Source organism: Agromyces cavernae, from assembly GCF_021044935.1.
Lineage (GTDB): Bacteria > Actinomycetota > Actinomycetes > Actinomycetales > Microbacteriaceae > Agromyces > Agromyces cavernae.
Map to the genome: position 1 here is coordinate 211,766 of NZ_JAJNMP010000001.1, position 21,871 is coordinate 233,636.

Consider the following 21,871-nt stretch of genomic DNA (forward strand, 5'->3'; position numbering starts at 1 on the left):
GGTCGCCGCCCCGGCTCCCCCGCCGTCATCCGCGTTCCCGACACAAGGCCATCCAAGCGATGCCCGAAGCGATCCCATTCCCGACGCGCCGGAAGCCCCCGACCCACTTCGAAGCTCCGCCTCGGGCGGCGAAGCCCGCGCTGCGTCCGCGCGGTTCCCTCAGATAGAATCGCCCCCATGGCACGTGCAAAATCATCGAAGCCCGAGCGCGCTGAAGCGACGAGTGGCGAAGAGGCTCCGAACCCGGTCTGGTTCAAGCCCGTCATGTTCGGCTTCATGCTGATCGGGCTCGCCTGGATCATCGTCTTCTACGTGAGCCAGGGGCGCTTCCCGATTCCCGACCTCGGCTCGTGGAACATCCTGATCGGCTTCGGCATCGCCTTCATCGGCTTCCTCATGACCACACGCTGGCGCTGACTTCGTCGGCCGGCGATTCGCGCGACGGGCGGGTGCTGCGGCATCCGCCCGTCTGCATGCCTACGCGGGCATCTCACCCGGAGTTATCCACAACTGTGGAGAAGCCGAAGGCGCCCGCGTCCCCCGAAATGGCCACAATTACAGCCGTGTAACTCTCCCCAACTGTGGAAACCCCTGTGGATAACTCGGGAACTGTGGATAAGTGAGGATTGGTCAGAACACCGGGAACACGAAGAAGCGCAGGCCGAGCAGCAGCAACACCACGACCACGGCGGCGAGCAGCCACACCTGCAGCGCCTGCCGTGAGCGCTGGCGGGTCTCGACGAAGATGAACCCCAGGAGCGCCCCGACGACGAGGCCGCCGAGGTGGGCCTGCCACGCGACGTTGAACCCCGGGATGAACCCGATGACGAGGTTGATGCCGAGCAGCACGAACAGCTGCGTCGTCTGCCCGCCGAGTCGGCGCTGGATCACGAGGAACGCACCCATGAGCCCGAAGATGGCACCGGATGCCCCGACCACGCCGACCCGCGGATCGGAGAGCCAGAGCACGCCGATCGAACCTCCGAGCCCCGAGATCAGGTAGAGGGCGAGGAAGCGCCATCGGCCGAGGAGCCCTTCGAGCAGCTGCCCGAAGATCCACAGGGTGTACATGTTGAGCAGCACGTGGAAGATCAGGCCGGTGGAGTGCACGAACACCGACGTGAGCATGCGCCACGGCTCGAGGTTGCCCGGAATCGAGTACACGCCCGCGTACAGCAGCCGATCGGTGAGCGCGAGCCCCGGCACGAGCTGCAGCAGGAACACCGCGAGCGTGATGCCGATGAGGGTATACGTCACCACCGGGGCGCCGCGCCCGGCGGCAGCACGCGCGCGCGTGAGCACCGCCGGCTTCGTTCGAGGAGCCGAGGCACGCTGCTCGCGCATGCACTCGGGGCAGATCACGCCGACCGGGGCCGGTGTCTGACATTCACCGCAGATGGTTCGACCGCAGCGCTGGCAGAGCACGTAGCTCGGCCGGTCGGGGTGCCGGTAGCAGGTGCCGGTGCGATCGGGCGCCGCGTCGCTCACCTCGTGATCAGACCTGTTCGACGGTGATGCTCTCGATCACGACGTCTTCGAGCGGACGATCGCGACCGTCGGTGGCGACCGAGGCGAGCTTGTCGACGACGGCCTGGCTGTCGGCGTCGGTGACCTTGCCGAAGATGCTGTGCTTGCCCTGCAGCCAGGTGGTCGGGCCGACGGTGATGAAGAACTGCGAGCCGTTGGTACCCCGGCCCATCTGGATGCCGGCGTTGGCCATGGCGAGGACGTAGGGCTCGGTGAAGTCGAGCTCGGAGTTGATCTCGTCGTCGAACTGGTAGCCGGGGCCGCCGACGCCCTGACCGAGCGGGTCGCCGCCCTGGATCATGAAGCCGGGGATGATGCGGTGGAAGACGACCCCGTCGTAGAGGGGCTTGGTGGACTTCTCGCCGGTGGCGGGGTGGGTCCACTCGATCTCACCGGTGGCGAGGCCGACGAAGTTCTTGACGGTCTTCGGGGCGTGGTCGCCGTAGAGGTCGACCTTGATGGGGCCGTGGTTGGTGTTCAGCGTCGCGACTGCGGTGGGAATCGGCATGTTCACATTCTGTCACGGTGGCCCCCACGTGGATTCGCGGATCGGAATGAAGGATTGCGACTCCCACCCCGCTTCCAGCCAGTTCGGTGGCAAGATGGAGGAGTTCGCTGCACAACGATGGAGGTCGAGATGAGCCTGTCACGCAAGCGCCGGAAGGAACTCAAGCGGCTGCGCAGCAGCGCCGAGGAACTCTGGGGGAACCAGCAGAACGTGCTCGAGCACGCAAATGCCGTCGCTCGCGAGGCCAGTCGCCAACTCGGTCACCTGACGCGCGAAGAGGTCGTACCGCGTGTGCGCACCGGCTACGAGAGCTATGTGCGCCCCGGCGTCGACCAGGCGAGGGGCTACGCCCGCGTCGCGGGCGACACCGTCGAGCGCAGCCTCGGCAACGCCCTCGGCTCGGTGCTCGCCATCGGCGACATCGCCAACGACGCACGCGCGCGTCGCGCCGTCGAGCGCATCTCACCCCGTGCGATCGCCGTCGTCGACAAGAAGAAGGGTCGCGGCATCGGCACCTACCTCGCCATCGGCGCGGGCATCGTCGCCGCGGTCGGCGTCGCCTACGCGGTCTGGCAGACGTTCCGCGCCGACGACGAACTGTGGGTCGCCGACGACGAGCCCGATGTGGGCACGACCTCCGGCGCCTGACGCCGCGACTTCCGAGTGGACCCGTCGGCCTGTGCCGGCGGGTCCACTCGTCGTTGTGCGCGAGTGCCCGGGCCGATCCGCACCGCCATGCCCGCGCCCATTCGCGCCGCTGCGCCCGCCCACGACTCAGGGCTGGCACTGAATCTCGAACGGATCTGAGAGTTCCCCTTGCGTTCGACGTGAAATCCCCGCTAGTGTCTGTTACCGGTGCGAACGCGCCAGAGCCCTGAGAGGAGTTGATCCCGATGATGAACCACATCTTTACGCCAGCATTCACTGCGGCCCGCTCGGAGATCCTCCTCCCCCAGCCGGCCTGCTAGTTCGCCGCCTCGGCGGCCAGGGCAGAGGTCTGCCCTCGTCGCCCGCCGCCCTCGTGGTGTGATCCGCGGCTCCGCCCCGCGACATCCGACGACGTTCCTCGTCAGCGATTCGCGAACAGCGAGCGGATGTCCCGCCCCACACCCTCGGCCCACGGCCCAGCCGTGACTCCCGGTGCCCGCTGCCACGCAGCGCACCTTCCCTGCACACCGTGCATCTCTTGACGACGCCTCGCCGGCATCCGCCGACCTGGCGCACCCCGCACCATCCGGTGCATCCCACCATGAAACGAAGGAATCGAAGTGAACGCCAGTTCTCTCACCCTCGGTCGCTCCAACTCCGGACAGACCATCACCGCCCGCGCGCAATCGCGCGGCCTGAACGAACGGATCGCCCTGCGCGTCGGCCTCGCGCTCATCGCGTACAGCCGTCACCGGAGCGAGCGGGTCAGCACCGAAGCCGTGCTGCTGCGTCGACAGCGTACGCAGCTCGCGCACCGCGTGCTCGACGCCAACTTCCAGCAGAACGCGCTGATCGCGCCGACGCTGCGGTGACCGACATGGACACCACCAACACCGAGTTCCCGATGGACGGCGCCGTCGCCCACGCGACGGCGTCGCCCCCGGGAGTTCGGCAGCGCGCGGCCTCGTCGCGAGCGGTTCGACCTCATCCGGTCGGAACGCCCACGTCGGGGCCGCGCGTTCGCTACGGTGCCGGCGGTCGGCCGTCGGCCGGCTCTGCCGCATTCAGGCGGAGCGCGATGTCGAGCAGGCTGACGCGCTTGAGCCGTGAGACCTCGCCCAGCGGAAACCAGCGCGCCTCGTCGCTCGATCCGTCGACCTCGCTGTGCAGCGCGCCGCCGACCACGCTCGCGCGGTAGATGACCCGCATCGCGTAGAGCGGCGACGTGGCCGTGTGCCGCTTGGACGCGGGGATCACCATCGTGTCGATGCCGAGCAGGCGATCGACGGATGCCTCGTACCCGGTCTCTTCGCGAATCTCGCGCCGAGCCGCCTCAACCGGATGCTCGGAGCCCTCGACGCCACCGCCCGGCAGCGTCCACCCAGAACGGCCGTGCTCGTTCCAGTGCGAGAGCAGGATCTGTTCGTCGCGGATGATCACGCCATACGCAGCGATGCGGATGTCCATCACGTCACTGTAGCGGGCGTGCCCACCTCACTGGCTGTACGTGTCGGCCTGGATCCGGTCGTACTCGGCCTGGCTGATCGTGCCGTCGCGCAGCAAGCCCTGGGCCTTCGCGATCTCGTCGTTCGGGTTGTACGTCGACACGCCGCCGCGATCGTCGACGTACTCGTTGGCGATGGCGCGCCGCTCACGCTGGCGGGCCGCCAACTGCTTGCCGCGGGCGATCACGTAGACGAGTGCCGTGAGGAACGGCACGAACACGAGGAAGATCAGCCACACGGCCTTCGCCCAGCCGTTGAGTTCGGTATCGCGGAAGAGGTCGGCGATGATCGTGAACAGCACCACGAGATAGGCGACGAACACGAAGACGCCGAAGAGCCCACTGAAGATGTCCCAGAAACCGTACTCGGTGAGCATCGCCGCTCCTTCCGCCAGGTCACGCGGGCGACGCCCGCGCTGCTGACGCCAACACTAGTGGAGGGAAACGCGGTGGAGTGGAAACCACGGGGTGGAAACTGTGGAGCCTAGGAGATTCGAACTCCTGACATCCTGCTTGCAAAGCAGGCGCTCTACCAACTGAGCTAAGGCCCCGAGTGGCCGGCCCGAAAGGGCGACCGGAGTATGGAATTGTTCGGTGGGGATACGAGGACTTGAACCTCGGACCTCTTCGTTATCAGCGAAGCGCTCTAACCGCCTGAGCTATATCCCCGAATTTCGGCCAGAGGAAAGACTACCCGACACCGCGGGAATCTTGAAATCGGGCCGATGTCGGCGTCAGTTGTTGGTGAAGCCGACGAGGATTCCGCCCGTGATCTTGACGCTCAGGTTGTAGAGCACCGCCAGGATGGCGCCGAGCGCGGTCGTCACGACGAGGTTGAGCAGCGCGGCGACGACCGCGAAGCCCATGACGTTGCCGAGCGAGAGCACCGACGAGAGGTCGCCGCCCGTGCCGGCGACGTCTTGCACGAGCTCGTTGAGCTTGTTGAAGATGTCGGTGGAGTTCAGCACTGTCCAGATCAGGAAGGTCGCGACGATGCTCACGACGGCGAGGCACACCGCGACCAGGAATGACAGCTTCACGGCCGACCAGAAGTCGATGTACACGAGCCGCAGGCGCACCTGCTTCGCGGGCGCGCGCTTGCTCGACTTTCGGGCCAGCTTCTCGGCGACGCTACTCATTGTCGGTTACTCCTTCTCTCGCGGGCTCGGCCGCTTCGGATTCTGCGGCCTCCTCCTCCACGAGATTCCGTTCGGAATTCTTCGCGATGGCGATGATGCGATCGTCGTCCGCGAACTTCGCGAACACGACGCCCATCGTGTCCCTGCCCTTGGCGGGAACCTCGGCGACGTCAGAGCGTACCACCTTGCCGCTGGCAAGAACCACAAGCACCTCGTCGTCTCGGGAGGCGATGAGCGCGCCGACGAGATCGCCGCGATCTTCGCTGAGCTTCGCCACCTTGATGCCCAGGCCGCCGCGCTGCTGCTTGCGGTAGTCCTCGACGCGGGTGCGCTTGGCGTAGCCGCCCTCGGTCACCACGAAGACGTAGGTGTCGCTGACGCTGAGCTTCTGCCCGTTGTCTTCGGGCGCCGACTCCGCGGCTTCCATGTCGCCGTCGCCGTTCGATCCGGGCACGACGGATGCCTCGAGGAGGCTGTCGCCGCCGCGGAAGCTCATGCCCTTCACGCCCGACGTCGACCGACCCATGGGGCGCAGCGCCTCGTCGGTCGCCTCGAAGCGCAGCGACATGCCCTTGCGGGAGACGAGGAGGATCTCGTCGTGCTCATCGACGAGCATGGCGGAGGCGAGTTCGTCGCCGTCGCGCAGCTTGATGGCGATGACGCCTCGCGAGCGATTGGTGTCGTACTCGTCGAGGGCGGTCTTCTTGACCAGTCCCTCGCGGGTCGCGAGCACGAGATACGTGGCGACCTCGTAGTCGCGGATGTCGAGGATCTCGGCGATCTCCTCATCGGGCTGCATCTCGAGCAGGTTCGCGACGTGCTGGCCCTTGGCGTCGCGCCCGGCCTCTTGGATCTCATAGGCCTTCGCACGGTAGACGCGGCCCATGTTCGTGAAGAACAGCAGCCAGTGATGCGTCGTGGTGACGAAGAAGTGGTCGACGACGTCGTCGGCGCGCAGCTGCGCGCCCTTGACGCCCTTGCCGCCACGGTGCTGCGACCGGTAGTTGTCGCTGCGAGTGCGCTTGACGTACCCGCCGCGCGTGACGGTGACCACCATCTCTTCCTCGGGGATGAGGTCTTCGACCGACATGTCGCCGTCGAACCCCGGGAGGATGTGCGTGCGGCGCTCGTCGCCGTACTTCGCCACGATCTCGGCGAGCTCGTCGGAGATGATCGTGCGCTGGCGCTCGGGGCGGGCGAGGATGTCGCGGAAGTCGGTGATCTCGGACTCGAGGGCGTCGGCCTCGTCGATGATCTTCTGGCGCTCGAGCGCGGCGAGGCGGCGCAGCTGCATGGCGAGGATCGCATCGGCCTGCAGGTCGTCGATGTCGAGGAGTCGCTTCAGCCCGTCGCGTGCGTCGTCGACCGTGGCCGAGGCGCGGATGAGCGCGATGACCTCGTCGAGCGCGTCGAGCGCCTTGAGGTAGCCGCGCAGGATGTGCATGCGCTCTTCCGCCTTGCGCAGGCGGTACTGCGTGCGCCGCACGATGACGTCGACCTGGTGGTCGACCCAGTGCGCGATGAACCCGTCGATCGACAGGGTGCGGGGCACGCCGTCGACGATCGCGAGCATGTTCGCGCCGAAGTTCTCCTGGAGCTGGGTGTGCTTGTAGAGGTTGTTGAGCACGACCTTGGCCACCGCGTCGCGCTTCAGCACGATGACGAGGCGCTGACCCGTGCGGCCCGAGGTCTCGTCGCGGATGTCGGCGATGCCGCTGATGCGGCCGTCTTTCACGAGGTCGGCGATCTTGATGGCCAGGTTGTCGGGGTTCACCTGGTAGGGCAGTTCGGTGACAACGAGGCAGGTGCGCCCCTGGAGCTCTTCGACCGAGACGACGGCGCGCATCGTGATCGAGCCGCGCCCCGTGCGGTAGGCGTCGTTGATGCCCTTGACACCGAGGATCTGCGCCCCGGTCGGGAAATCGGGTCCCTTGATGCGCTGCATGAGCGCCTCTTGCAGCTCTTCGCGTGTGGCCTCGGGGTGCTCGAGGTACCACTGGGCACCGGAGGCGACCTCACGCAGGTTGTGCGGCGGGATATTCGTCGCCATGCCGACGGCGATGCCGACCGAGCCGTTGACGAGCAGGTTCGGGAACCGCGACGGCAGGATCGACGGCTCCTGCGTGCGACCGTCGTAGTTGTCTTGGAAGTCGACGGTCTCTTCGTCGATGTCGCGCACCATCTCGAGGGCGAGGGGCGCCATCTTCGTCTCGGTGTACCGCGGCGCCGCAGCACCGTCGTTGCCGGGCGAACCGAAGTTGCCCTGGCCGAGCGCGAGCGGGTAGCGCATGCTCCACGGCTGCACCAGGCGCACGAGCGCGTCGTAGATCGCCGTGTCGCCGTGCGGGTGGAACTGCCCCATGACGTCGCCGACGACGCGGGCGCACTTCGAGAACGCCTTGTCGGGGCGGTACCCGCCGTCGTACATCGCGTAGATCACGCGGCGGTGCACGGGCTTGAGCCCGTCGCGCACGTCGGGCAGTGCTCGGCCGACGATCACGCTCATGGCGTAGTCGAGGTACGACCGCTGCATCTCGAGCTGCAGGTCGACCTGGTCGATCTTGCCGTGGATGCCGTGGCCCTCGTCGTCTGCTGCGCCGGGGTTGATCACATCAGATGTCAAGGAAACGCACGTCCTTCGCGTTCTTCTGGATGAAGTTGCGGCGGCTCTCGACGTCTTCGCCCATCAGGGTCGAGAAGATCTCGTCGGCGGCGGCCGCGTCGTCCATGGTGACCTGCAGCAGCGTGCGGGTCTCGGGGTTCATCGTGGTCTCCCACAGCTCCTGGTGGTTCATCTCGCCGAGACCCTTGTAGCGCTGCACGCCGTTGTCCTTCGGGATGCGCTTGCCGGCCGCGGCGCCCGCGTCGAGCAGCGCATCGCGCTCGCGGTCGGAGTACACGTATTCGTGGTCGGCGTTGGTCCACTTGAGCCGGTAGAGCGGCGGCTGCGCGAGATAGACGTAGCCGAGCTCGATGAGCGGTCGCATGTAGCGGAACAGCAGCGTGAGCAGCAGGGTGGTGATGTGCTGGCCGTCGACGTCGGCGTCGGCCATGAGCACGATCTTGTGATACCTGGCCTTGTCGGTGTTGAAGTCCTCGCCGATGCCGGCGCCGAACGCCGTGATCATCGCCTGCACCTCGGCGTTCGCGAGCGCACGGTCGAGGCGGGCCTTCTCGACGTTCAGGATCTTGCCGCGCAGCGGCAGGATGGCCTGGGTCTCGGGGTTGCGACCCTGCACGGCCGAGCCACCGGCCGAGTCGCCCTCGACGATGAAGATCTCGGAGATGGACGGGTCCTTCGACGTGCAGTCCTTGAGCTTGCCCGGCATGCCGCCGGACTCGAGCAGGCCCTTGCGCCGGGTCGCCTCGCGTGCCTTGCGGGCCGCGATGCGGGCGGTGGCCGCCTGGATCGCCTTGCGGATGATGTCGCGGGCCTGTGTGGGGTTGCGCTCGAACCAGTCGCCGAGCTGGTCGCCTGTGACCTTCTGCACGAACGACTTCGCCTCGGTGTTGCCGAGCTTGGTCTTCGTCTGGCCCTCGAACTGCGGTTCGGAGAGCTTGACCGAGATCACCGCGGTGAGGCCTTCGCGCACATCGTCGCCCGAGAGGTTGTCGTCCTTCTCCTTGAGGATGCCCTTCTCGCGGGCGTACCGGTTCACGAGGGTCGTGAGCGCCGCTCGGAAGCCCTCTTCGTGCGTGCCGCCCTCGTGCGTGTTGATGGTGTTCGCGTAGGTGTGCACCGACTCGGTGTACGCCGTCGTCCACTGCATGGCGACCTCGAGCGCGATCTTGCGATCGCCGTCTTCGGTCTCGAACGAGATGATCTCGTCGTTGACGACATCGGACTTCTTCGAGCGGTTGAGGTACTCGACGTAGTCGACGAGTCCGCGCTCGTAGAGGAAGGTGTCGGAGCGCTGGCCGGGAGCCGCGTCGTCGGCTTCGCTCGCTGCCGTGTCTTCGGGGTCGATCTCGACATGGCCGCTGCGCTCATCGGTGAGCGTGATGCGCAGCCCCTTGTTGAGGAAGGCCATCTGCTGGAAGCGGCTGCGCAGCGTCTCGTAATCGAACTCCACCGTCTCGAAGATGTCGGGACTCGGCCAGAACGTGATGGTCGTGCCGGTCACGTCGCTCGCCTCGTCTTTCGAGAGGGGCGCGTCGGGCACGCCCACCGTGAACGACTGCCGCCACACATGACCCTGGCGGCGCACTTCGACCTCGAGCCTGGTCGAGAGCGCATTGACGACGGATGACCCGACGCCGTGCAATCCGCCGGAGACCGCGTATCCGCCGCCGCCGAACTTGCCACCGGCGTGGAGCACCGTGAGCACGACCTCGACCGTGGAACGGCCCTCGGTCTTGTGGATGTCGACCGGAATGCCGCGGCCGTCGTCGATGACGCGCACCCCCCCGTCGGGCAAGATGGTCACGTCGATGTTCGCGGCATGGCCGGCGAGCGCCTCGTCGACCGAGTTGTCGACGATCTCGGAGACGAGATGGTGCAGGCCTCGCGGACCGGTGGAGCCGATGTACATACCCGGCCGCTTGCGAACCGCTTCGAGGCCCTCGAGAACCTGGATGTCATCAGCACCGTATGCCGGCGTCTGCTGGGCCTTCGTGGGTTCGGCTGTCATGTGTGAATCGGGCTCCTGACCGTCATTCTGGCGACCCTTAACCCTATCAAACAGACCCTCCGCCGCAGGCCGGAAGCGCCGATCTCAGGCGATGAACCAGGCGCAGTGACCGTTTTCGCCTTCTCAGCCGTAGGTATCGCGCGGACCACGCCCTGGAACCGATCTGGGACCCCTTTTCCAGGTGGGGGCATCGGGCCCTTGGAAGCGGATCGTCTCGACTGCCGCTCCGGGGAACCTCGAACCGATCTCGGTGACGAGCTGCGTTCGCATGAGCCGGAGCTGCGTCGCCCACGCCGTCGACTCGCAACGGACCTGCAGCACACCGCCCTCGATCGCGATCGCCTCGGAGTGACGGGCGGTCTCCTCGCCGACGATCTCGGCCCACGACGCGAGCACCTCGTGCTGCGAGAGCGGCCCCGTCCACCCGAGCTGCGAACTCAGTCCGTCGAGGGTGGCGCCGAGCGCCTTCGGGTCGCGGCCCGACGTGAACGGCTGGCTCCCCGGCGTCTCGCGGGAGCGCACCCTGCCCGCGCGGCCCACGCGCCCGCGCGGCTCGCCCCCGAAGATCTCGCGGAAGTGCTGGTAGACGCGAGCGGCCTCGGAATTCATGGGGTCAGGCATCGGCGCCCTCCTCGACGATTCGCCCGGCATCGATGTGCACGATGCGCGCCGTCAGCGGCTCGGGAACGTCTTCGAGCACCGCGGCGGTGACGAGCACCTGCTCGAAGCCCCCGATGGCCTCGGCCAATCGCTGCCGGCGCAGCCGGTCGAGCTCGGCGAACACATCGTCGAGCACCAGCACGGGGTCGCCCGTCGTGGAGTCGCGGCGCAGCAGTTCAGCCGATGCGAGCCGCAGCGCGAGGGCGAACGACCACGACTCACCGTGACTCGCGTACCCCTTGGCGGGGAGGCCGTTGAGCAGCAGCAGCAGGTCGTCTCGGTGGGGGCCGGCGAGGGTGACGCCGCGCTCGAGCTCTTTCGTCCGAAGCGCCCGCAGGGTTGCCGCGAACCGCTCGGCGGTCGTCGTGACCTCAGCGGGTTGAGGAGGCGACGAAGGAGCCGTCTCGAAACCCGACCCGTCGTCATCGACATCAGCCCCATCGATCGACAGCACCGGCCGCAGGCTCGGCGAGTGGTCGGCGTGGACGATCGCTCGATACGCATCGGCGAGCGGTCCGGCGAGCTCGGCGACGAGCGCGAGCCGTTGGTCGATGATCTCGGAACCGAGCGCCACGAGCCGCTCGTCCCAGATGTCGAGGGTGGGCAACCGGTCGGCCGGGAGCCCGCGCATGCGGGCGCTCTTGAGCAGCGAGTTGCGTTGCTTGAGCGCGCGGTCGTAGTCGGCCATGACTCCCGAGAGCCGTGGGGTGCGCTGCACGAGCAGCTCGTCGAGCAGTCGACGGCGGACTCCCGGCTCGCCTCGAACGATGGCCAGGTCTTCGGGTGCGAACAGCACGCTGTGTGCGTATCGTGGCAGCTCGCGCGTCTTCACCGGCGAGCGATTGAGCTGGGCCCGATTCGCGCCCTGGCGGTTCAACTGGAGTTCGACGAGCAGTTCGCGGTCGCCGTGGGCGAGCAGGGCACGAACGACCGCGGCGTCGGCGCCGGCCCTGATGAGCGCCTGGTCGCCCGAGACGCGGTGCGACCCGAGCGTCGCGAGATAGCCGATCGACTCGACGAGGTTGGTCTTGCCCTGCCCGTTGCGGCCGACCAGCACCGTGGCGCCTGGGCCGAGCGTCAGGTCGGCGCGGGCGTAGTTGCGGTAGTCGGTCAGCGAGAGTCGAGCGACATGCACGCTGGACTCCCTTCGACGACGCGGCATCCGGATCGCGATCGGCGGATGTTCCGGGGCATTCGATCGCGGATCTCCACGCTACCCCGCACCGCCGACGCGGAGCCCGCGTCCTCGTGAGTTGAGGAGCGAGCGAAGCGAGCGTCCCGGAACGTGGCTTTGCAGGAGGCCGGGTTTCGAGACGCTCCTTCGTCGCTCCTCAACCCACTCGACGTTCGTCTCACGCTTTCGAGACGGCGCTGACTTGCGTCTCAACCCGCGATGCAGCTGCGGCGTCAGCGCAGCAGCAGGTTCGGCTGCAGCAGGTAGCGGTAGCTGTCGGCGCCGGCCTGCTCGCGCGAGGATTGGCTCGTGATGAGCACGGGACCCGGCTTGTTGGGGTTCTCGGTCTTGGTGAACGAGATGCGAACGTACTCGGAGTGCACCGCGCCCAGCCCGTCGAGGAGGAACTGGGGCTTCAGCGACACGACCGTGTCGTCGCCGGTGAGGATCGCGTCGATCGATTCGGACGCCTGCGCCTGCTCGGAGCCGATCGCCTCGAGGGTGAGCCCGTCGGCGCTGAAGCTGTAGCGCAACGCGGCCTCGCGCTCGAGCACGAGGGCGACGCGTCGGGTGGCCTCGATGAGGTCGGCCGTGTTCATGACCGCGTAGTTGTCGACGGTCTCGGGGAAGAGCCGGCGCACGGGCGGGAAGTTGCCCTTGATGAGCAGCGACGTCACCGTCTTCTTGTCGGCGCTGAACGCGATGAGCTCGCGGTCGTCGCGGCTCGTGATCGCGACCGAGATCGTGCCCGAGTGACCGAAGGTCTTGCCCACCTCCTGCAGGGTGCGCGCCGGCACGAGGGCGGTGACCGCCTCGGACTCGCCCGCGACCGTGCCGCCGTCCCAGTCGATCTCGCGAACCGCGACCCGATAGCGGTCGGTGGCGACCAGGCCGAGGCTGTTCTCGCGCACCTCGAGTTGCACGCCCGTGATCACCGGCGTCACGTCGTCGCGGGAGGCGGCGACGGCCACCTGCGCGACCGCGGCCGAGAACTCCTCTGCCGGAACGACGCCCGACTGCTCGCCGATCTCGGGGATCGACGGGTACTCCTCGACCGGCATCGAAAGCAGGGTGAAGCTCGCCGAGCCGCAACTCACCGAGATGCGGCTCTCTTCGGTCGCGACGCGGACGGGGGCGTTCGGCAGACGGCCGGCGATCTCGGCGAGCAGCCTGCCCGAGACGAGCACGGTGCCGGGCTCTTCGACGTCGGCCTGGATCTCGGTCTGCGACGACACCTCGTAGTCGAAGGAGGAGAGCACGAGGCCGTCGGCGCTCGCCTGGATGAGCACACCCGAGAGGATCGGCAGGGTCGTGCGCTGTGGGAGCAGCTTGACGGCGAAGGAAACGGCCTCACTGAAGACGTCGCGATTGACCTGGAACTTCACGGTTCTCCCGTCGTGGATGTCGCAATAGTGGCTCCCATGCTAGCCGCAGAGCCCTTCCCGGTGCCGGGCGATTCGCCCGAGCCGTGCCCGCGAGTCGGCACTCCGACGTCGAGGTTGTGGGAAGTTCGCCTTAACCCTCTATCTCTTAACAGTGTTAACCGCTGTGGAAACTGTGGATGACGAAGCGCCGGCCACGGAATCACACCGATCCCGGGCCATCCGATCTGTGAACAGTGTGTGGATTCACGAACGGATGCCGCTCGTGTACGTCGAACGCCGATCAGTGTTCTTCACAGGGGAGCCGATGAACTGAACAGGCACGACATGGTTGCTCGTTAACTATCCACAGGTTCTCCACAACTGTGGGATTCGCGTCCGGGAGGGTCTGCATGGCGCCTGCAGACCCCGTTTCGTCGCCGTTTCAGTGGGTTGAGGAGCGAGCGCAGCGAGCGCCCCGAGTTCGGTCGGTTGAGGAGCGAGCGCAGCGAGCGTCTCGAAACCCCGGCTTCGGGGAGGTGGCTCCGAGACGCGTCCTCCTGCGTCGGGCGCTCCTCAACCCCACGCCTGCCTCAGCGGTAGCGGCTCGTCTGCTTGATGCGTGCGGTGAGCTCGGTGACCTGGTTGTAGATCGACCGGCGCTCCTTCATGAGCTCCGAGATCTTCTTGTTCGCGTACATGACGGTGGTGTGGTCGCGGTTGCCGAACAGCTGGCCGATCTTCGGCAACGACAGGTTCGTGAGTTCGCGGCAGAGGTACATCGCGATCTGCCGTGCCGTCGCCACCGCCTGCGATCGGCTCGAGCCATAGAGATCGTCGACGGTGAGCTTGAAGTACTCGGCCGTGGCGGTGATGATGTCGACCGGCGCGACGACGTTGTCGGAGTCATCGGTGATCAGGTCCTTCAGGACCGTCTGCACGAGGGGCATGTCGACCGGCGTGCGGTTGAGGCTCGCGAACGCCGTGACGCGGATGAGCGTGCCCTCGAGCTCGCGGATGTTGCTCGATACCTTCGACGCCATGTACTCGAGGATCTCGTCGGGCACCTGGAGGCGTTCGGACTGCGCCTTCTTGCGAAGGATCGCGATACGCGTCTCGAGGTCGGGCGCCTGCACGTCGGTGATGAGGCCCCACTCGAACCGGCTGCGCATGCGGTCTTCGAAGCCCGTGAGATGCTTCGGCGGCACGTCGCTCGTGATCACGACCTGCTTGTTGTGGTCGTGCAGGGTGTTGAAGGTGTGGAAGAACGCCTCCTGCGTCTCCGCCTTGCCCTGCAGGAACTGGATGTCGTCGATCAGCAGGATGTCGATGTTGCGGTAGCGCTGCTGGAAGAGCGAGCCGCGGTTGTTGGCGATCGAGTTGATGAAGTCGTTCGTGAATTCCTCGGACGACACGTACCGCACGCGGATGCCCGGGTACAGGCTCATCGCGTAATGGCCGATCGCGTGCAGGAGGTGCGTCTTGCCGAGACCCGAGTCGCCGTAGATGAACAGCGGGTTGTATGCCTTCGCGGGTGCCTCGGCCACCGCGACGGCCGCCGCGTGCGCGAATCGGTTGGACTGGCCGATGACGAAGCTGTCGAACGCGTACTTCGGGTTGAGGCGCGTATCGCGGGTGGAACCCGGGGTCGTGTTCTCGAAGACCGACTGCGGCGATGCCGGGAGCTCGACCGGGTCGCTCAGGTCGTCGACGAAGGCGGCTTGGGGCTCGGGCGCCGGTGCACGCAGCTCCTCGAGCTCGGGGTTGACGACGACATAGAAGGAGGTCACGGGCGCCGGCGCGTCGACCTCGCTCATCGCGGAGAGCAGCGAGACCCGCATGCGCTGGTTGAGCATGCTCGCCGTGAAGTCGTTGGGAACCTCGAGGTAGAAGGTGCCGGCCGCGATGCCCTTCGGCTCGACGAGGTTCAGGAATCCCTGCAGCATCGGCGTGATCGCATCGTCGTCTGACAGCCGATCGAGGATCGTCGCCCATGTGTCGGAAATGGGCTGCTCTGTCATCGTTCCCCGCAATCGGTCTGGGTGCCCGGTACGCCGCCTGATCGATCCCCCGATCGATGAAGCAAAGCGGCGCGAGGCGCGTGTTCACAGGTTATCCACGTCCTGTGGGCAGTTTCGGGAAGTCGCCCGAGATTCCGCGCGCAAGGCTGGGGATAACTGGTGTCAAACGCTATCCAAAACAGGCCCTGTGGACAAATGCCGATTGGAGGATTCGATCGCCCGCGCGTGTCGCTCCACAGGCATCATCGAGGTTGGGGGGATACTGTGGGGTTCGATCTGCGCCTCGGACGCGGCCCCTCGGTTTGACCCTGAGCCACGGAGGCCGTAGTTTTAATCAGTTGACCCCAGCCCTTTGGGCACCCAGTTTTCCCGCCATCGCGCTGCACCACCTGTCGCAGCTGCTTCCCGGCGAGGAGATCCAACAGCCGGAGAAGAAGAATGAGCAAGCGTACGTTCCAGCCGAACAACCGTCGTCGCGCCAAGAAGCACGGCTTCCGCCTTCGCATGCGCACCCGCGCCGGTCGTGCCATCCTCTCGGCACGCCGCGCCAAGGGCCGCACCGAACTCTCCGCGTAGTCTTTCGGTGCTCGCCAAAGCCAATCGCATCACGAGCGCCGACGACTATCGAGTCATCGTGCGCCGAGGTGCGAAGGTCGCGGGTGCCCACACCGTGAGCTACCTGCGCCCACGGGAGTCGGGCACCGACGCACGCTTCGGCTTCATCGTCTCGAAGAAGGTCGGGGGCGCTGTGCGCCGCAACCTCGTGCGTCGGCGGCTGAAGGCCGCGTGCTACGAGGCACTCTGCGACGACGTGGCGGGCGCCGACATCGCCGGTGTCGATGTGGTGGTGCGTGCTCTGCCCTCGGCGTCGGCGGCCGACTGGGCATCCCTGCGGTCCGAGGTGTTCGCCGCAGTGTCGAACCGCCGCGCACGCGAGCGCGCTGCGGGCGCCTCACCCGTGCCTTCGAAGGGTGTGTGACGATGCGCACCGCGGCCCTGTTCGTACTGCTCATCCCCCGCAACCTCGGGGTGCTGCTGATCCGCGGCTACCGAGCCGTCATCTCCCCGCTCTACGGGGATGTCTGCAGGTACTACCCCTCATGCTCGGCCTACGGGCTCGGCTCGGTCCAACAACGCGGGCTCGTCGTCGGTTCGCTGCTCACCGCCTGGCGCATCGTGCGGTGCAACCCCTGGTCGGCCGGCGGCATCGACGACGTCCGCGTCGCGCGGCACGGTCGCTACCGTGTCACCCCCTTCGGCTGGGTCGTTCCTGCCGGCGCCGTTTCCATGACGGATGTCCCTGCCGACGCACATGTCCACGGTCAGGCCCACTCGCACGATCACACCGAGCACGGGGCATCCGACTACCTGAACGCCGCACCGGTCGCGCCTCGCCGCGATGCGGTGCTCGCCACCTCCAACGCCGCAGTGTCCCGAAAGGACTGATCCAGCTCCATGGATATCATCAGCATCATCCTCTGGCCCATCAAATGGGTCATCGAGCTGATCCTCGTCGCGTTCCACTCCCTGTGGACGTTCCTCGGCCTCGATCCGAACGCCGGTGTCACCTGGGTGCTGTCGATCGTCGGCCTCGTCATCGTCGTGCGGGCCGCGCTGATTCCGATCTTCGTCCGCCAGATCAAGAGCCAGCGGCGCATGCTCGAGGTCGCGCCGCAGCTGAAGAAGATCCAGGACAAGTACAAGGGCAAGAAGGACCAGTTCTCGCGCGAGGCGATGTCGCGCGAGACGATGGAGCTCTACAAGAAGACGGGCACCAACCCGCTCTCGTCGTGCCTTCCGTTGCTGCTGCAGATGCCGATCTTCTTCGGCCTCTTCTCGGTGCTCAACGACGCGTCGATCCACGCGGCCCGTGGCGGCGTCGGCGTGCTGACTCCGACGCTGGCCGAGTCGTTCTCGAACGCCGAGTTCCTCGGGGCGCCTCTGAGCGACACGTTCATCAACGCATGGAACAACAACTTCCAGCCCTGGCAGGTCATGGTCGTGGCCTCGGTCATGATCGTGCTGATGACCGCCTCGCAGTTCATCACGCAGCTGCAGATCGTCTCGAAGAACATGTCGCCCGAGACCAAGGCGAGCCCCATGTTCCGGCAGCAGCGCATCCTCTTGTACCTGCTCCCCCTCGTCTTCGCGTTCTCGGGTGTCGCCTTCCCCATCGGCGTCATGTTCTACTGGCTCGTCTCGAACTTCTGGACGATGGGCCAGCAGTTCGTCGTCATCCGCAACATGCCGACGCCCGGCAGTGAGGCGGCGAAGGCCCGTGAGGCGCGCCTCGCGAAGAAGGGCAAGCTCGTCGTCGACGATGCCTCAGGCGACGTGATCGTCGTCGAGGAGCCCAAGAAGACTCAACGCCAGCAGCCGATGAGCAAGTCGCGCGCGAAGAAGCAAGGAAAGTAGACCATGACCGACGTTCAGCACGACGCCGAGCACCGATCGACCGCGCAGCTCGAAGAAGAAGGCGATATCGCCGCCGACTACATCGAGGAGCTCCTCGACATCACCGACCTCGACGGCGACATCGACATCGATGCGCGCAACGGTCGGGCGTATATTTCGGTGAATGCCGGCGAGGGCGCCAACCTGAGCATGCTTTCGAAGCCCGAGACCGTCAGCGCGTTGCAGGAACTCACCCGCCTCGCGGTGCAGACGAAGACCGGCGTGTTCTCGAGGCTGATCCTCGACATCGGCGGCTCGCGTGACGCGCGCCGCGAGGAGTTGGCGAAGCTCGTGTCCCGTGCGATCGAACGCATCGAGGGCGGTGCCGCCTCTGCTGCGCTCCCGCCGATGTCGTCGTACGAGCGCAAGCTCGTGCACGACCTCGTCGCCGAGCGCGGCTTCCACTCGGAGTCGAACGGCGAGGGCGCCGACCGGCACACGGTCATCACTCGCGTCGGCTGACGTTTCACGTGAAACGATGATCGACGGACTCGAGCCCGAGCCGGCCGCGGCCGCCGAACTCTTCGGCAACCATCTCGAAGCCGGCAGGGCATTCACGACGGCGCTCGCGCGCTACGGGGAGGAGTTGGGGCTGATCGGTCCACTCGAACTCCCCCGCTTGTGGACCAGGCACATCCTCAACAGCGCACTCGTGGCACCGCTCATGCGACCGGGGCGCGTCGGTGATGTCGGATCCGGCGCCGGCCTGCCGGGGTTGGTGCTCGCGATCATCCGACCAGACGTCTCGTTCACGCTCATCGAGCCGATGGAACGTCGGGTTGCGTGGCTCGAGCGACAGGTGAACGAGCTCGAACTTTCGAATGTGTCGGTGGTGCGCGCTCGTGCTGAGGAGTCGAAGCTGTTCGATTCGCTCGACCAGGTGACTGCCCGTGCCGTCAGTGCGCTGCGCACGTTGATCCCCGTCACCGCTCCCCTGCTCCGCGCCGGCGGCGAACTCGTGCTCATGAAGGGCGCCGGCGTCGACGGCGAGATCGGCGCGGCCGAGAAGGCGATCCGCAAGTACAAGCTGCGCGATGTCGAGGTGCTGGTGCTCGGCGAGGGTCTCGTGCCGGCGAGCGAGGTCACACGGGTGTTCCGGGCCACGGTCGACTGACCTGTCGGCGCCTGGCTTGCGAGTGACCTCTCGCTCGTGGCAGATGATGCGCTCGGCGGACGTGGGTGACGTGTGTTCAGAACGATGGCCCGGTTCGCGTCTCACGCGGAACTCGCACCGGCGTCTCACACCGAACCTGCACCGGCGCCTCCCACGTCAACTCGCACCGGCGTCTCACACGTTTCACGTGAAACATTTACGGCCGGGATCTGGCGCTGGGTAAGAGTCGAGGGTCGGCTGGTGTCGTCGAGGTCGTACTTGCGGACCTCGGGGCATGCCACCGTGCCCCGCCAGTCCGTGCTTCGGCCAGGCTCCGCTTAGCGCTCTGCGAACACTTGGCGGTTCGCTTGCGCTGCCCGGCGCGCGCGACGCCCGCGCTACTCCGGTCGACTGCGATCGGCGATGTGAGCGGGTAGGTCGGCGGAGGACTCGGTGGGAGACCTTGCTTTCTGGGGAGCCGCCTCAGCGTCGAAGCTCGGATCCGCATCAGGCCCAGATGCGACGCCACCGCTTCGCTCTCCGACAGCAGCCTTGGGGTCTGACGGCCCACCCCCGAGGTGCCGTGCGATCGCCGACCGCGACCAGCCAGCCGCCCGAGCGACTGCAACGACGCACGTACGGCATCGCCTTCACAAGTGCCCGGTCTCCAGCATGTCCAGCGAGGCTTCGACGGCGAGGATCGTCTCAGCCCTTTCCCGCTTCATCCGGTTGATCTACTCAGCGTGCCGAGAACTTCGCTCCTGCCGCCCGTGGATCAGCGCGGACATGGCGCGCGGCTGGACGTTCGCAAGTATCGCTACGCGCATGTGCCCGAGGCCAGCAGCCCGGAGGTCCGTGACGGGCTCACGCACCGGACCGCCCGACGCCGACGCCGTGGTGGCGGCGACCCTATTGCCCTCAGCCGCTTTCCGGCGCCGCTCGCGTGCAGTGTTCTCCGCCCGGCATCGGGGCGCACGGCACTTATGCGTCGCGGAGAACGTGGGCGTCTCGGCATGCTTGTGGTCGGACGGGCGGGTGAACCGGGCACTCACGGGATCACCGCCGATAGAGTGCCCGAGTGATCGAATTCAGCGCCGGAGTTCCTCAACCGACCGACTTCTGGGGCGTCGTCTTTCCCGCCTACCTCGGCGCCGCCGGCGCAATCATCTCGGGCGGTGTCGCTGCCTGGGCGCTCATCAGGGAGGTTGGAACACGGAAAGGCCTGGCCGAGGTTGCGCGCGATGCGAACCGCGCCGCTGCCGTCAGCGGCCCACCGCGAGCGATCCAGAATCTCGGCGCCGCCACGGCAGCTGCTGCTCGCGAGGAGGCGAAGGACGAGACCCCGACCGCGACACAGGCCAGCAGGTCGACAAGCCGCGACGTGAACCCCTGGGAGATCCACACTCTGCGACGCGGCCACTACATCCTACGGAATGCGTCCGAAAGGCCGACCACTCTGACCGGCTTCGACACGGCCGGCCACATCGTCATCCCTTTCAGCATGCCGCTCACCGTTCAGCCGGGCGAGGGCTATGAGTTCTACGTGCACCATGTTGCGGGCGGACCCGCGATCCTCACGGTTGAGTTCCGCTGGGAGGCCCCCGACGGTTCCGAGCGTAGTTGGCGCCAGTTCCTCTGACCCCGTCATCGCTGCACCGCCGCCGAGACGATATTCGAACTGCTCGTTCGCCGAGCAGTCGCGACCCGGGCTCGACGGGCCTTGGGGTGTGTGCGTGTGCGTTGCGGGCCCCACCCTTGTTCAGCGAATGTTTCACGTGAAACGTGCCGCCGCCCCAGCGGTCGCCCGTTCGCCGGCCCGTACCTGAACCACATCCCGTTGGGCAGAACGCCATGCAGAGTACGTCACCCCACCGGGCCGAATGCCACGGCGGTCGGCTGAGTGCCGGCCTCCCACCGGGCGCCTGTCGAGTTCCGTGTTGGGACATGCCATTCCAGGTAGGACACCAGACTGCGAATCGCAGCAACAGCACACCGGCCTTCCGCCCGGGCCTATCGGCCGGTCCAGTCGTGGTGCTCTGGGTCGGCGATGGCGCGACTCGATGACGTCCACTGAGGTCGAGCCGGGACTGATCTCCGTCGAGTCACGACGGGTTGCCGCGCACCTGGCCCTCTGCTCGACCATGGGGGAAAGACGGCGACATCCTCCAACGGGGTTCCTTTTGCGGAATCAGCGCGACCTGGTCCGTGCGATAACTGAAGCGGCGAGCCTGACGCCGTGCGGCCGCATTCGGCCGTGGTCTCGACCGAGCCGCGTCCGGGGCGCGCGGGTGCTTCCGGGAGGATCAGTACGAGCGGCGCCAGCGCGCATCCGAGGTGGTGAGCCTGAAATACAGCGAGCCGCCTCGCGCATCATCATGTGCAATCCGCTCCGGATGGAGCTCTCCGGACCACGCTGGCGCACGGGGCAGTCAACTGCATCAGTGGACCGACGTGCAACGTCGGCAAGCATGTTTCACGTGAAACATCGCACGATTCCGATCCGCGAGCCAAGCAATCGGTGCAATTCTCTACGAATGCGCCGAATCCGAGGCTCCCGTCGGAGGAGCCGGTTAAGCTTGACACTCGGGTCGACCCGCCAACTGCGGCCATCGACGCAGGGCGAGAAGGAGCGAACGGCATGGCACCAGGTGGGGGGCGTGGCTGGTTCCACCGGAAGCGCTCACATCCTGTCGACCCGCCGGTGCACGAAGTTGCGAGCAGCCCAGATGCAGGCGTGGACCCGGAACAGCCAACCCCGGCACGCCCTTCGGCAGGGAACTCGCTTGTTCCCACTCCGCTTCACGGCGAGCGGCCAGTGGCCCCCGCAGGCGAGCCCGCATCCACGCCGGAGCTCCAAGGCCCCAACGGTTTCATAGACGCTCCTTCTTCATCTCCGGCGGTCGCGCCAGATCCGGGGTCCGCCGACACCTCCGATCCTCGCCGCCCCGCGTTCTCCCCCGAAGTCTCGCCAGCGAATGCGGCCGTCGACCGTCCGCATGGGTCGCATGCGCCGAATCCGGGAATCGACTGGGATGCCGAGACCGCAGCAGCGCTGCGCGGTGACGGCGACATCATCAGTCGCCCCAGCGGGCAGGGTGCACTCGACGCACACGCGGCTCCCGACCAACTGCTCGAAGATCTCATCCGCGAG

At 66.8% G+C, this 21,871-nt stretch carries 20 protein-coding genes, 2 tRNA genes and 1 pseudogene; 10 read left to right on the forward strand and 13 right to left on the reverse strand.

Features of this window, described 5'->3' with window-relative positions; genetic code table 11:
* Nucleotides 1-177: 177 nt before the first annotated feature.
* Nucleotides 178-417, forward strand: coding sequence for a cell division protein CrgA (locus tag LQ757_RS01000; protein ID WP_231045348.1), 240 nt, complete (start codon nt 178-180; stop codon nt 415-417).
* 213 nt (nt 418-630) lie between these two features.
* Here LQ757_RS01000 and LQ757_RS01005 read toward each other — a convergent pair whose 3' ends face one another.
* Together LQ757_RS01005 and LQ757_RS01010 are read right to left on the reverse strand one after the other, a co-directional pair.
* Nucleotides 631-1,488, reverse strand: a complete 858-nt coding sequence (locus LQ757_RS01005; RefSeq protein ID WP_231045349.1) for a rhomboid family intramembrane serine protease — start codon at nt 1,486-1,488, stop codon at nt 631-633.
* Nucleotides 1,489-1,495: 7 nt separating this feature from the next.
* Nucleotides 1,496-2,035, reverse strand: coding sequence for a peptidylprolyl isomerase (locus LQ757_RS01010; RefSeq protein ID WP_231045350.1), 540 nt, complete (start codon nt 2,033-2,035; stop codon nt 1,496-1,498).
* 129 nt (nt 2,036-2,164) lie between these two features.
* On the opposite strand from LQ757_RS01010, the gene LQ757_RS01015 reads away from it, so the two are divergent.
* Entirely contained in the window at nt 2,165-2,683 is a 519-nt protein-coding gene (locus LQ757_RS01015; protein WP_231045351.1) for a hypothetical protein, read from the forward strand.
* Between the two features lie 620 nt (nt 2,684-3,303).
* The gene (locus LQ757_RS01020) at nt 3,304-3,555 is read left to right on the forward strand and encodes a hypothetical protein (RefSeq protein WP_231045352.1); all 252 of its coding nucleotides are present in this window, start codon (nt 3,304-3,306) and stop codon (nt 3,553-3,555) included.
* A 151-nt stretch (nt 3,556-3,706) separates the two neighbouring features.
* Here the strand turns inward: LQ757_RS01020 and LQ757_RS01025 are convergent, their stop codons facing one another.
* The 11 genes from LQ757_RS01025 to dnaA form a co-directional block, all read right to left on the reverse strand.
* Complete coding sequence (locus tag LQ757_RS01025; protein ID WP_231045353.1) at nt 3,707-4,150, reverse strand: NUDIX hydrolase; 444 nt, start codon at nt 4,148-4,150, stop codon at nt 3,707-3,709.
* 27 nt (nt 4,151-4,177) lie between these two features.
* Nucleotides 4,178-4,564 carry a PLDc N-terminal domain-containing protein gene (locus LQ757_RS01030; protein WP_231045354.1) on the reverse strand — a complete coding sequence of 129 codons (387 nt, stop codon included), beginning with the start codon at nt 4,562-4,564 and terminating at the stop codon, nt 4,178-4,180.
* A 101-nt stretch (nt 4,565-4,665) separates the two neighbouring features.
* Nucleotides 4,666-4,738: transfer RNA gene (locus LQ757_RS01035), tRNA-Ala, on the reverse strand.
* A gap of 44 nt (nt 4,739-4,782) precedes the next feature.
* A tRNA-Ile gene (locus LQ757_RS01040) sits at nt 4,783-4,856 on the reverse strand.
* A 65-nt stretch (nt 4,857-4,921) separates the two neighbouring features.
* The gene (locus tag LQ757_RS01045) at nt 4,922-5,326 is read right to left on the reverse strand and encodes a DUF3566 domain-containing protein (protein WP_231045355.1); all 405 of its coding nucleotides are present in this window, start codon (nt 5,324-5,326) and stop codon (nt 4,922-4,924) included.
* On the reverse strand, nt 5,319-7,859 hold the full coding sequence (gene gyrA / locus LQ757_RS01050; protein WP_372459628.1) for a DNA gyrase subunit A: 2,541 nt from the start codon (nt 7,857-7,859) through the stop codon (nt 5,319-5,321). The genes LQ757_RS01045 and gyrA overlap by 8 nt, the downstream gene beginning before the upstream one ends.
* Before the next feature lie 79 nt (nt 7,860-7,938).
* The gene (gene gyrB / locus LQ757_RS01055) at nt 7,939-9,957 is read right to left on the reverse strand and encodes a DNA topoisomerase (ATP-hydrolyzing) subunit B (protein WP_231045357.1); all 2,019 of its coding nucleotides are present in this window, start codon (nt 9,955-9,957) and stop codon (nt 7,939-7,941) included.
* A gap of 123 nt (nt 9,958-10,080) precedes the next feature.
* Entirely contained in the window at nt 10,081-10,578 is a 498-nt protein-coding gene (locus tag LQ757_RS01060) for a DciA family protein (protein WP_231045358.1), read from the reverse strand.
* On the reverse strand, nt 10,571-11,752 hold the full coding sequence (gene recF, locus LQ757_RS01065) for a DNA replication/repair protein RecF (RefSeq protein ID WP_231045359.1): 1,182 nt from the start codon (nt 11,750-11,752) through the stop codon (nt 10,571-10,573). The genes LQ757_RS01060 and recF overlap by 8 nt, the downstream gene beginning before the upstream one ends.
* Nucleotides 11,753-12,024: 272 nt before the next feature.
* Entirely contained in the window at nt 12,025-13,176 is a 1,152-nt protein-coding gene (dnaN, locus tag LQ757_RS01070) for a DNA polymerase III subunit beta (protein ID WP_231045360.1), read from the reverse strand.
* Nucleotides 13,177-13,745: 569 nt separating this feature from the next.
* Nucleotides 13,746-15,173, reverse strand: a complete 1,428-nt coding sequence (dnaA, locus tag LQ757_RS01075; RefSeq protein ID WP_231045361.1) for a chromosomal replication initiator protein DnaA — start codon at nt 15,171-15,173, stop codon at nt 13,746-13,748.
* A 438-nt stretch (nt 15,174-15,611) separates the two neighbouring features.
* Between dnaA and rpmH the strand changes: the two genes are divergently transcribed.
* From rpmH to LQ757_RS01110, 7 genes and pseudogenes are all read left to right on the forward strand, one after another.
* Nucleotides 15,612-15,749: a 50S ribosomal protein L34 gene (rpmH, locus tag LQ757_RS01080; protein WP_022889115.1), complete on the forward strand. Its 138-nt coding sequence runs from the start codon at nt 15,612-15,614 to the stop codon at nt 15,747-15,749.
* Between the two features lie 7 nt (nt 15,750-15,756).
* Nucleotides 15,757-16,152, forward strand: coding sequence for a ribonuclease P protein component (gene rnpA, locus LQ757_RS01085; RefSeq protein WP_231045362.1), 396 nt, complete (start codon nt 15,757-15,759; stop codon nt 16,150-16,152).
* 2 nt (nt 16,153-16,154) lie between these two features.
* A pseudogene (yidD, locus tag LQ757_RS01090) lies at nt 16,155-16,442 on the forward strand (membrane protein insertion efficiency factor YidD); the annotation flags it as partial.
* A 186-nt stretch (nt 16,443-16,628) separates the two neighbouring features.
* Nucleotides 16,629-17,588 (forward strand): membrane protein insertase YidC, encoded by a 960-nt coding sequence (gene yidC, locus LQ757_RS01095; protein ID WP_231045363.1) that lies wholly within the window; start codon nt 16,629-16,631, stop codon nt 17,586-17,588.
* Between the two features lie 3 nt (nt 17,589-17,591).
* Complete coding sequence (locus LQ757_RS01100) at nt 17,592-18,089, forward strand: Jag family protein (protein ID WP_231045364.1); 498 nt, start codon at nt 17,592-17,594, stop codon at nt 18,087-18,089.
* A gap of 16 nt (nt 18,090-18,105) precedes the next feature.
* On the forward strand, nt 18,106-18,741 hold the full coding sequence (gene rsmG / locus LQ757_RS01105; protein ID WP_231045365.1) for a 16S rRNA (guanine(527)-N(7))-methyltransferase RsmG: 636 nt from the start codon (nt 18,106-18,108) through the stop codon (nt 18,739-18,741).
* Between the two features lie 1,057 nt (nt 18,742-19,798).
* On the forward strand, nt 19,799-20,359 hold the full coding sequence (locus tag LQ757_RS01110) for a hypothetical protein (RefSeq protein WP_231045366.1): 561 nt from the start codon (nt 19,799-19,801) through the stop codon (nt 20,357-20,359).
* Nucleotides 20,360-21,871 lie beyond the last annotated feature (1,512 nt).

What these genes read in the sequence shown, in the direction of transcription:
- LQ757_RS01045 (WP_231045355.1), bottom strand. Translation starts at nt 5,326, where the DNA reads ATGAGTAGCGTCGCCGAGAAGCTGGCCCGAAAGTCGAGCAAGCGCGCG.
- yidC (WP_231045363.1), top strand. Translation starts at nt 16,629, where the DNA reads ATGGATATCATCAGCATCATCCTCTGGCCCATCAAATGGGTCATCGAG.
- LQ757_RS01015 (WP_231045351.1), top strand. Translation starts at nt 2,165, where the DNA reads ATGAGCCTGTCACGCAAGCGCCGGAAGGAACTCAAGCGGCTGCGCAGC.
- gyrB (WP_231045357.1), bottom strand. Translation starts at nt 9,957, where the DNA reads ATGACAGCCGAACCCACGAAGGCCCAGCAGACGCCGGCATACGGTGCT.
- rpmH (WP_022889115.1), top strand. Translation starts at nt 15,612, where the DNA reads ATGAGCAAGCGTACGTTCCAGCCGAACAACCGTCGTCGCGCCAAGAAG.
- LQ757_RS01010 (WP_231045350.1), bottom strand. Translation starts at nt 2,035, where the DNA reads ATGCCGATTCCCACCGCAGTCGCGACGCTGAACACCAACCACGGCCCC.
- rsmG (WP_231045365.1), top strand. Translation starts at nt 18,106, where the DNA reads ATGATCGACGGACTCGAGCCCGAGCCGGCCGCGGCCGCCGAACTCTTC.
- dnaA (WP_231045361.1), bottom strand. Translation starts at nt 15,173, where the DNA reads ATGACAGAGCAGCCCATTTCCGACACATGGGCGACGATCCTCGATCGG.
- LQ757_RS01000 (WP_231045348.1), top strand. Translation starts at nt 178, where the DNA reads ATGGCACGTGCAAAATCATCGAAGCCCGAGCGCGCTGAAGCGACGAGT.
- LQ757_RS01025 (WP_231045353.1), bottom strand. Translation starts at nt 4,150, where the DNA reads ATGGACATCCGCATCGCTGCGTATGGCGTGATCATCCGCGACGAACAG.
- LQ757_RS01060 (WP_231045358.1), bottom strand. Translation starts at nt 10,578, where the DNA reads ATGCCTGACCCCATGAATTCCGAGGCCGCTCGCGTCTACCAGCACTTC.
- gyrA (WP_372459628.1), bottom strand. Translation starts at nt 7,859, where the DNA reads ATGCAGCGGTCGTACCTCGACTACGCCATGAGCGTGATCGTCGGCCGA.
- LQ757_RS01030 (WP_231045354.1), bottom strand. Translation starts at nt 4,564, where the DNA reads ATGCTCACCGAGTACGGTTTCTGGGACATCTTCAGTGGGCTCTTCGGC.
- LQ757_RS01100 (WP_231045364.1), top strand. Translation starts at nt 17,592, where the DNA reads ATGACCGACGTTCAGCACGACGCCGAGCACCGATCGACCGCGCAGCTC.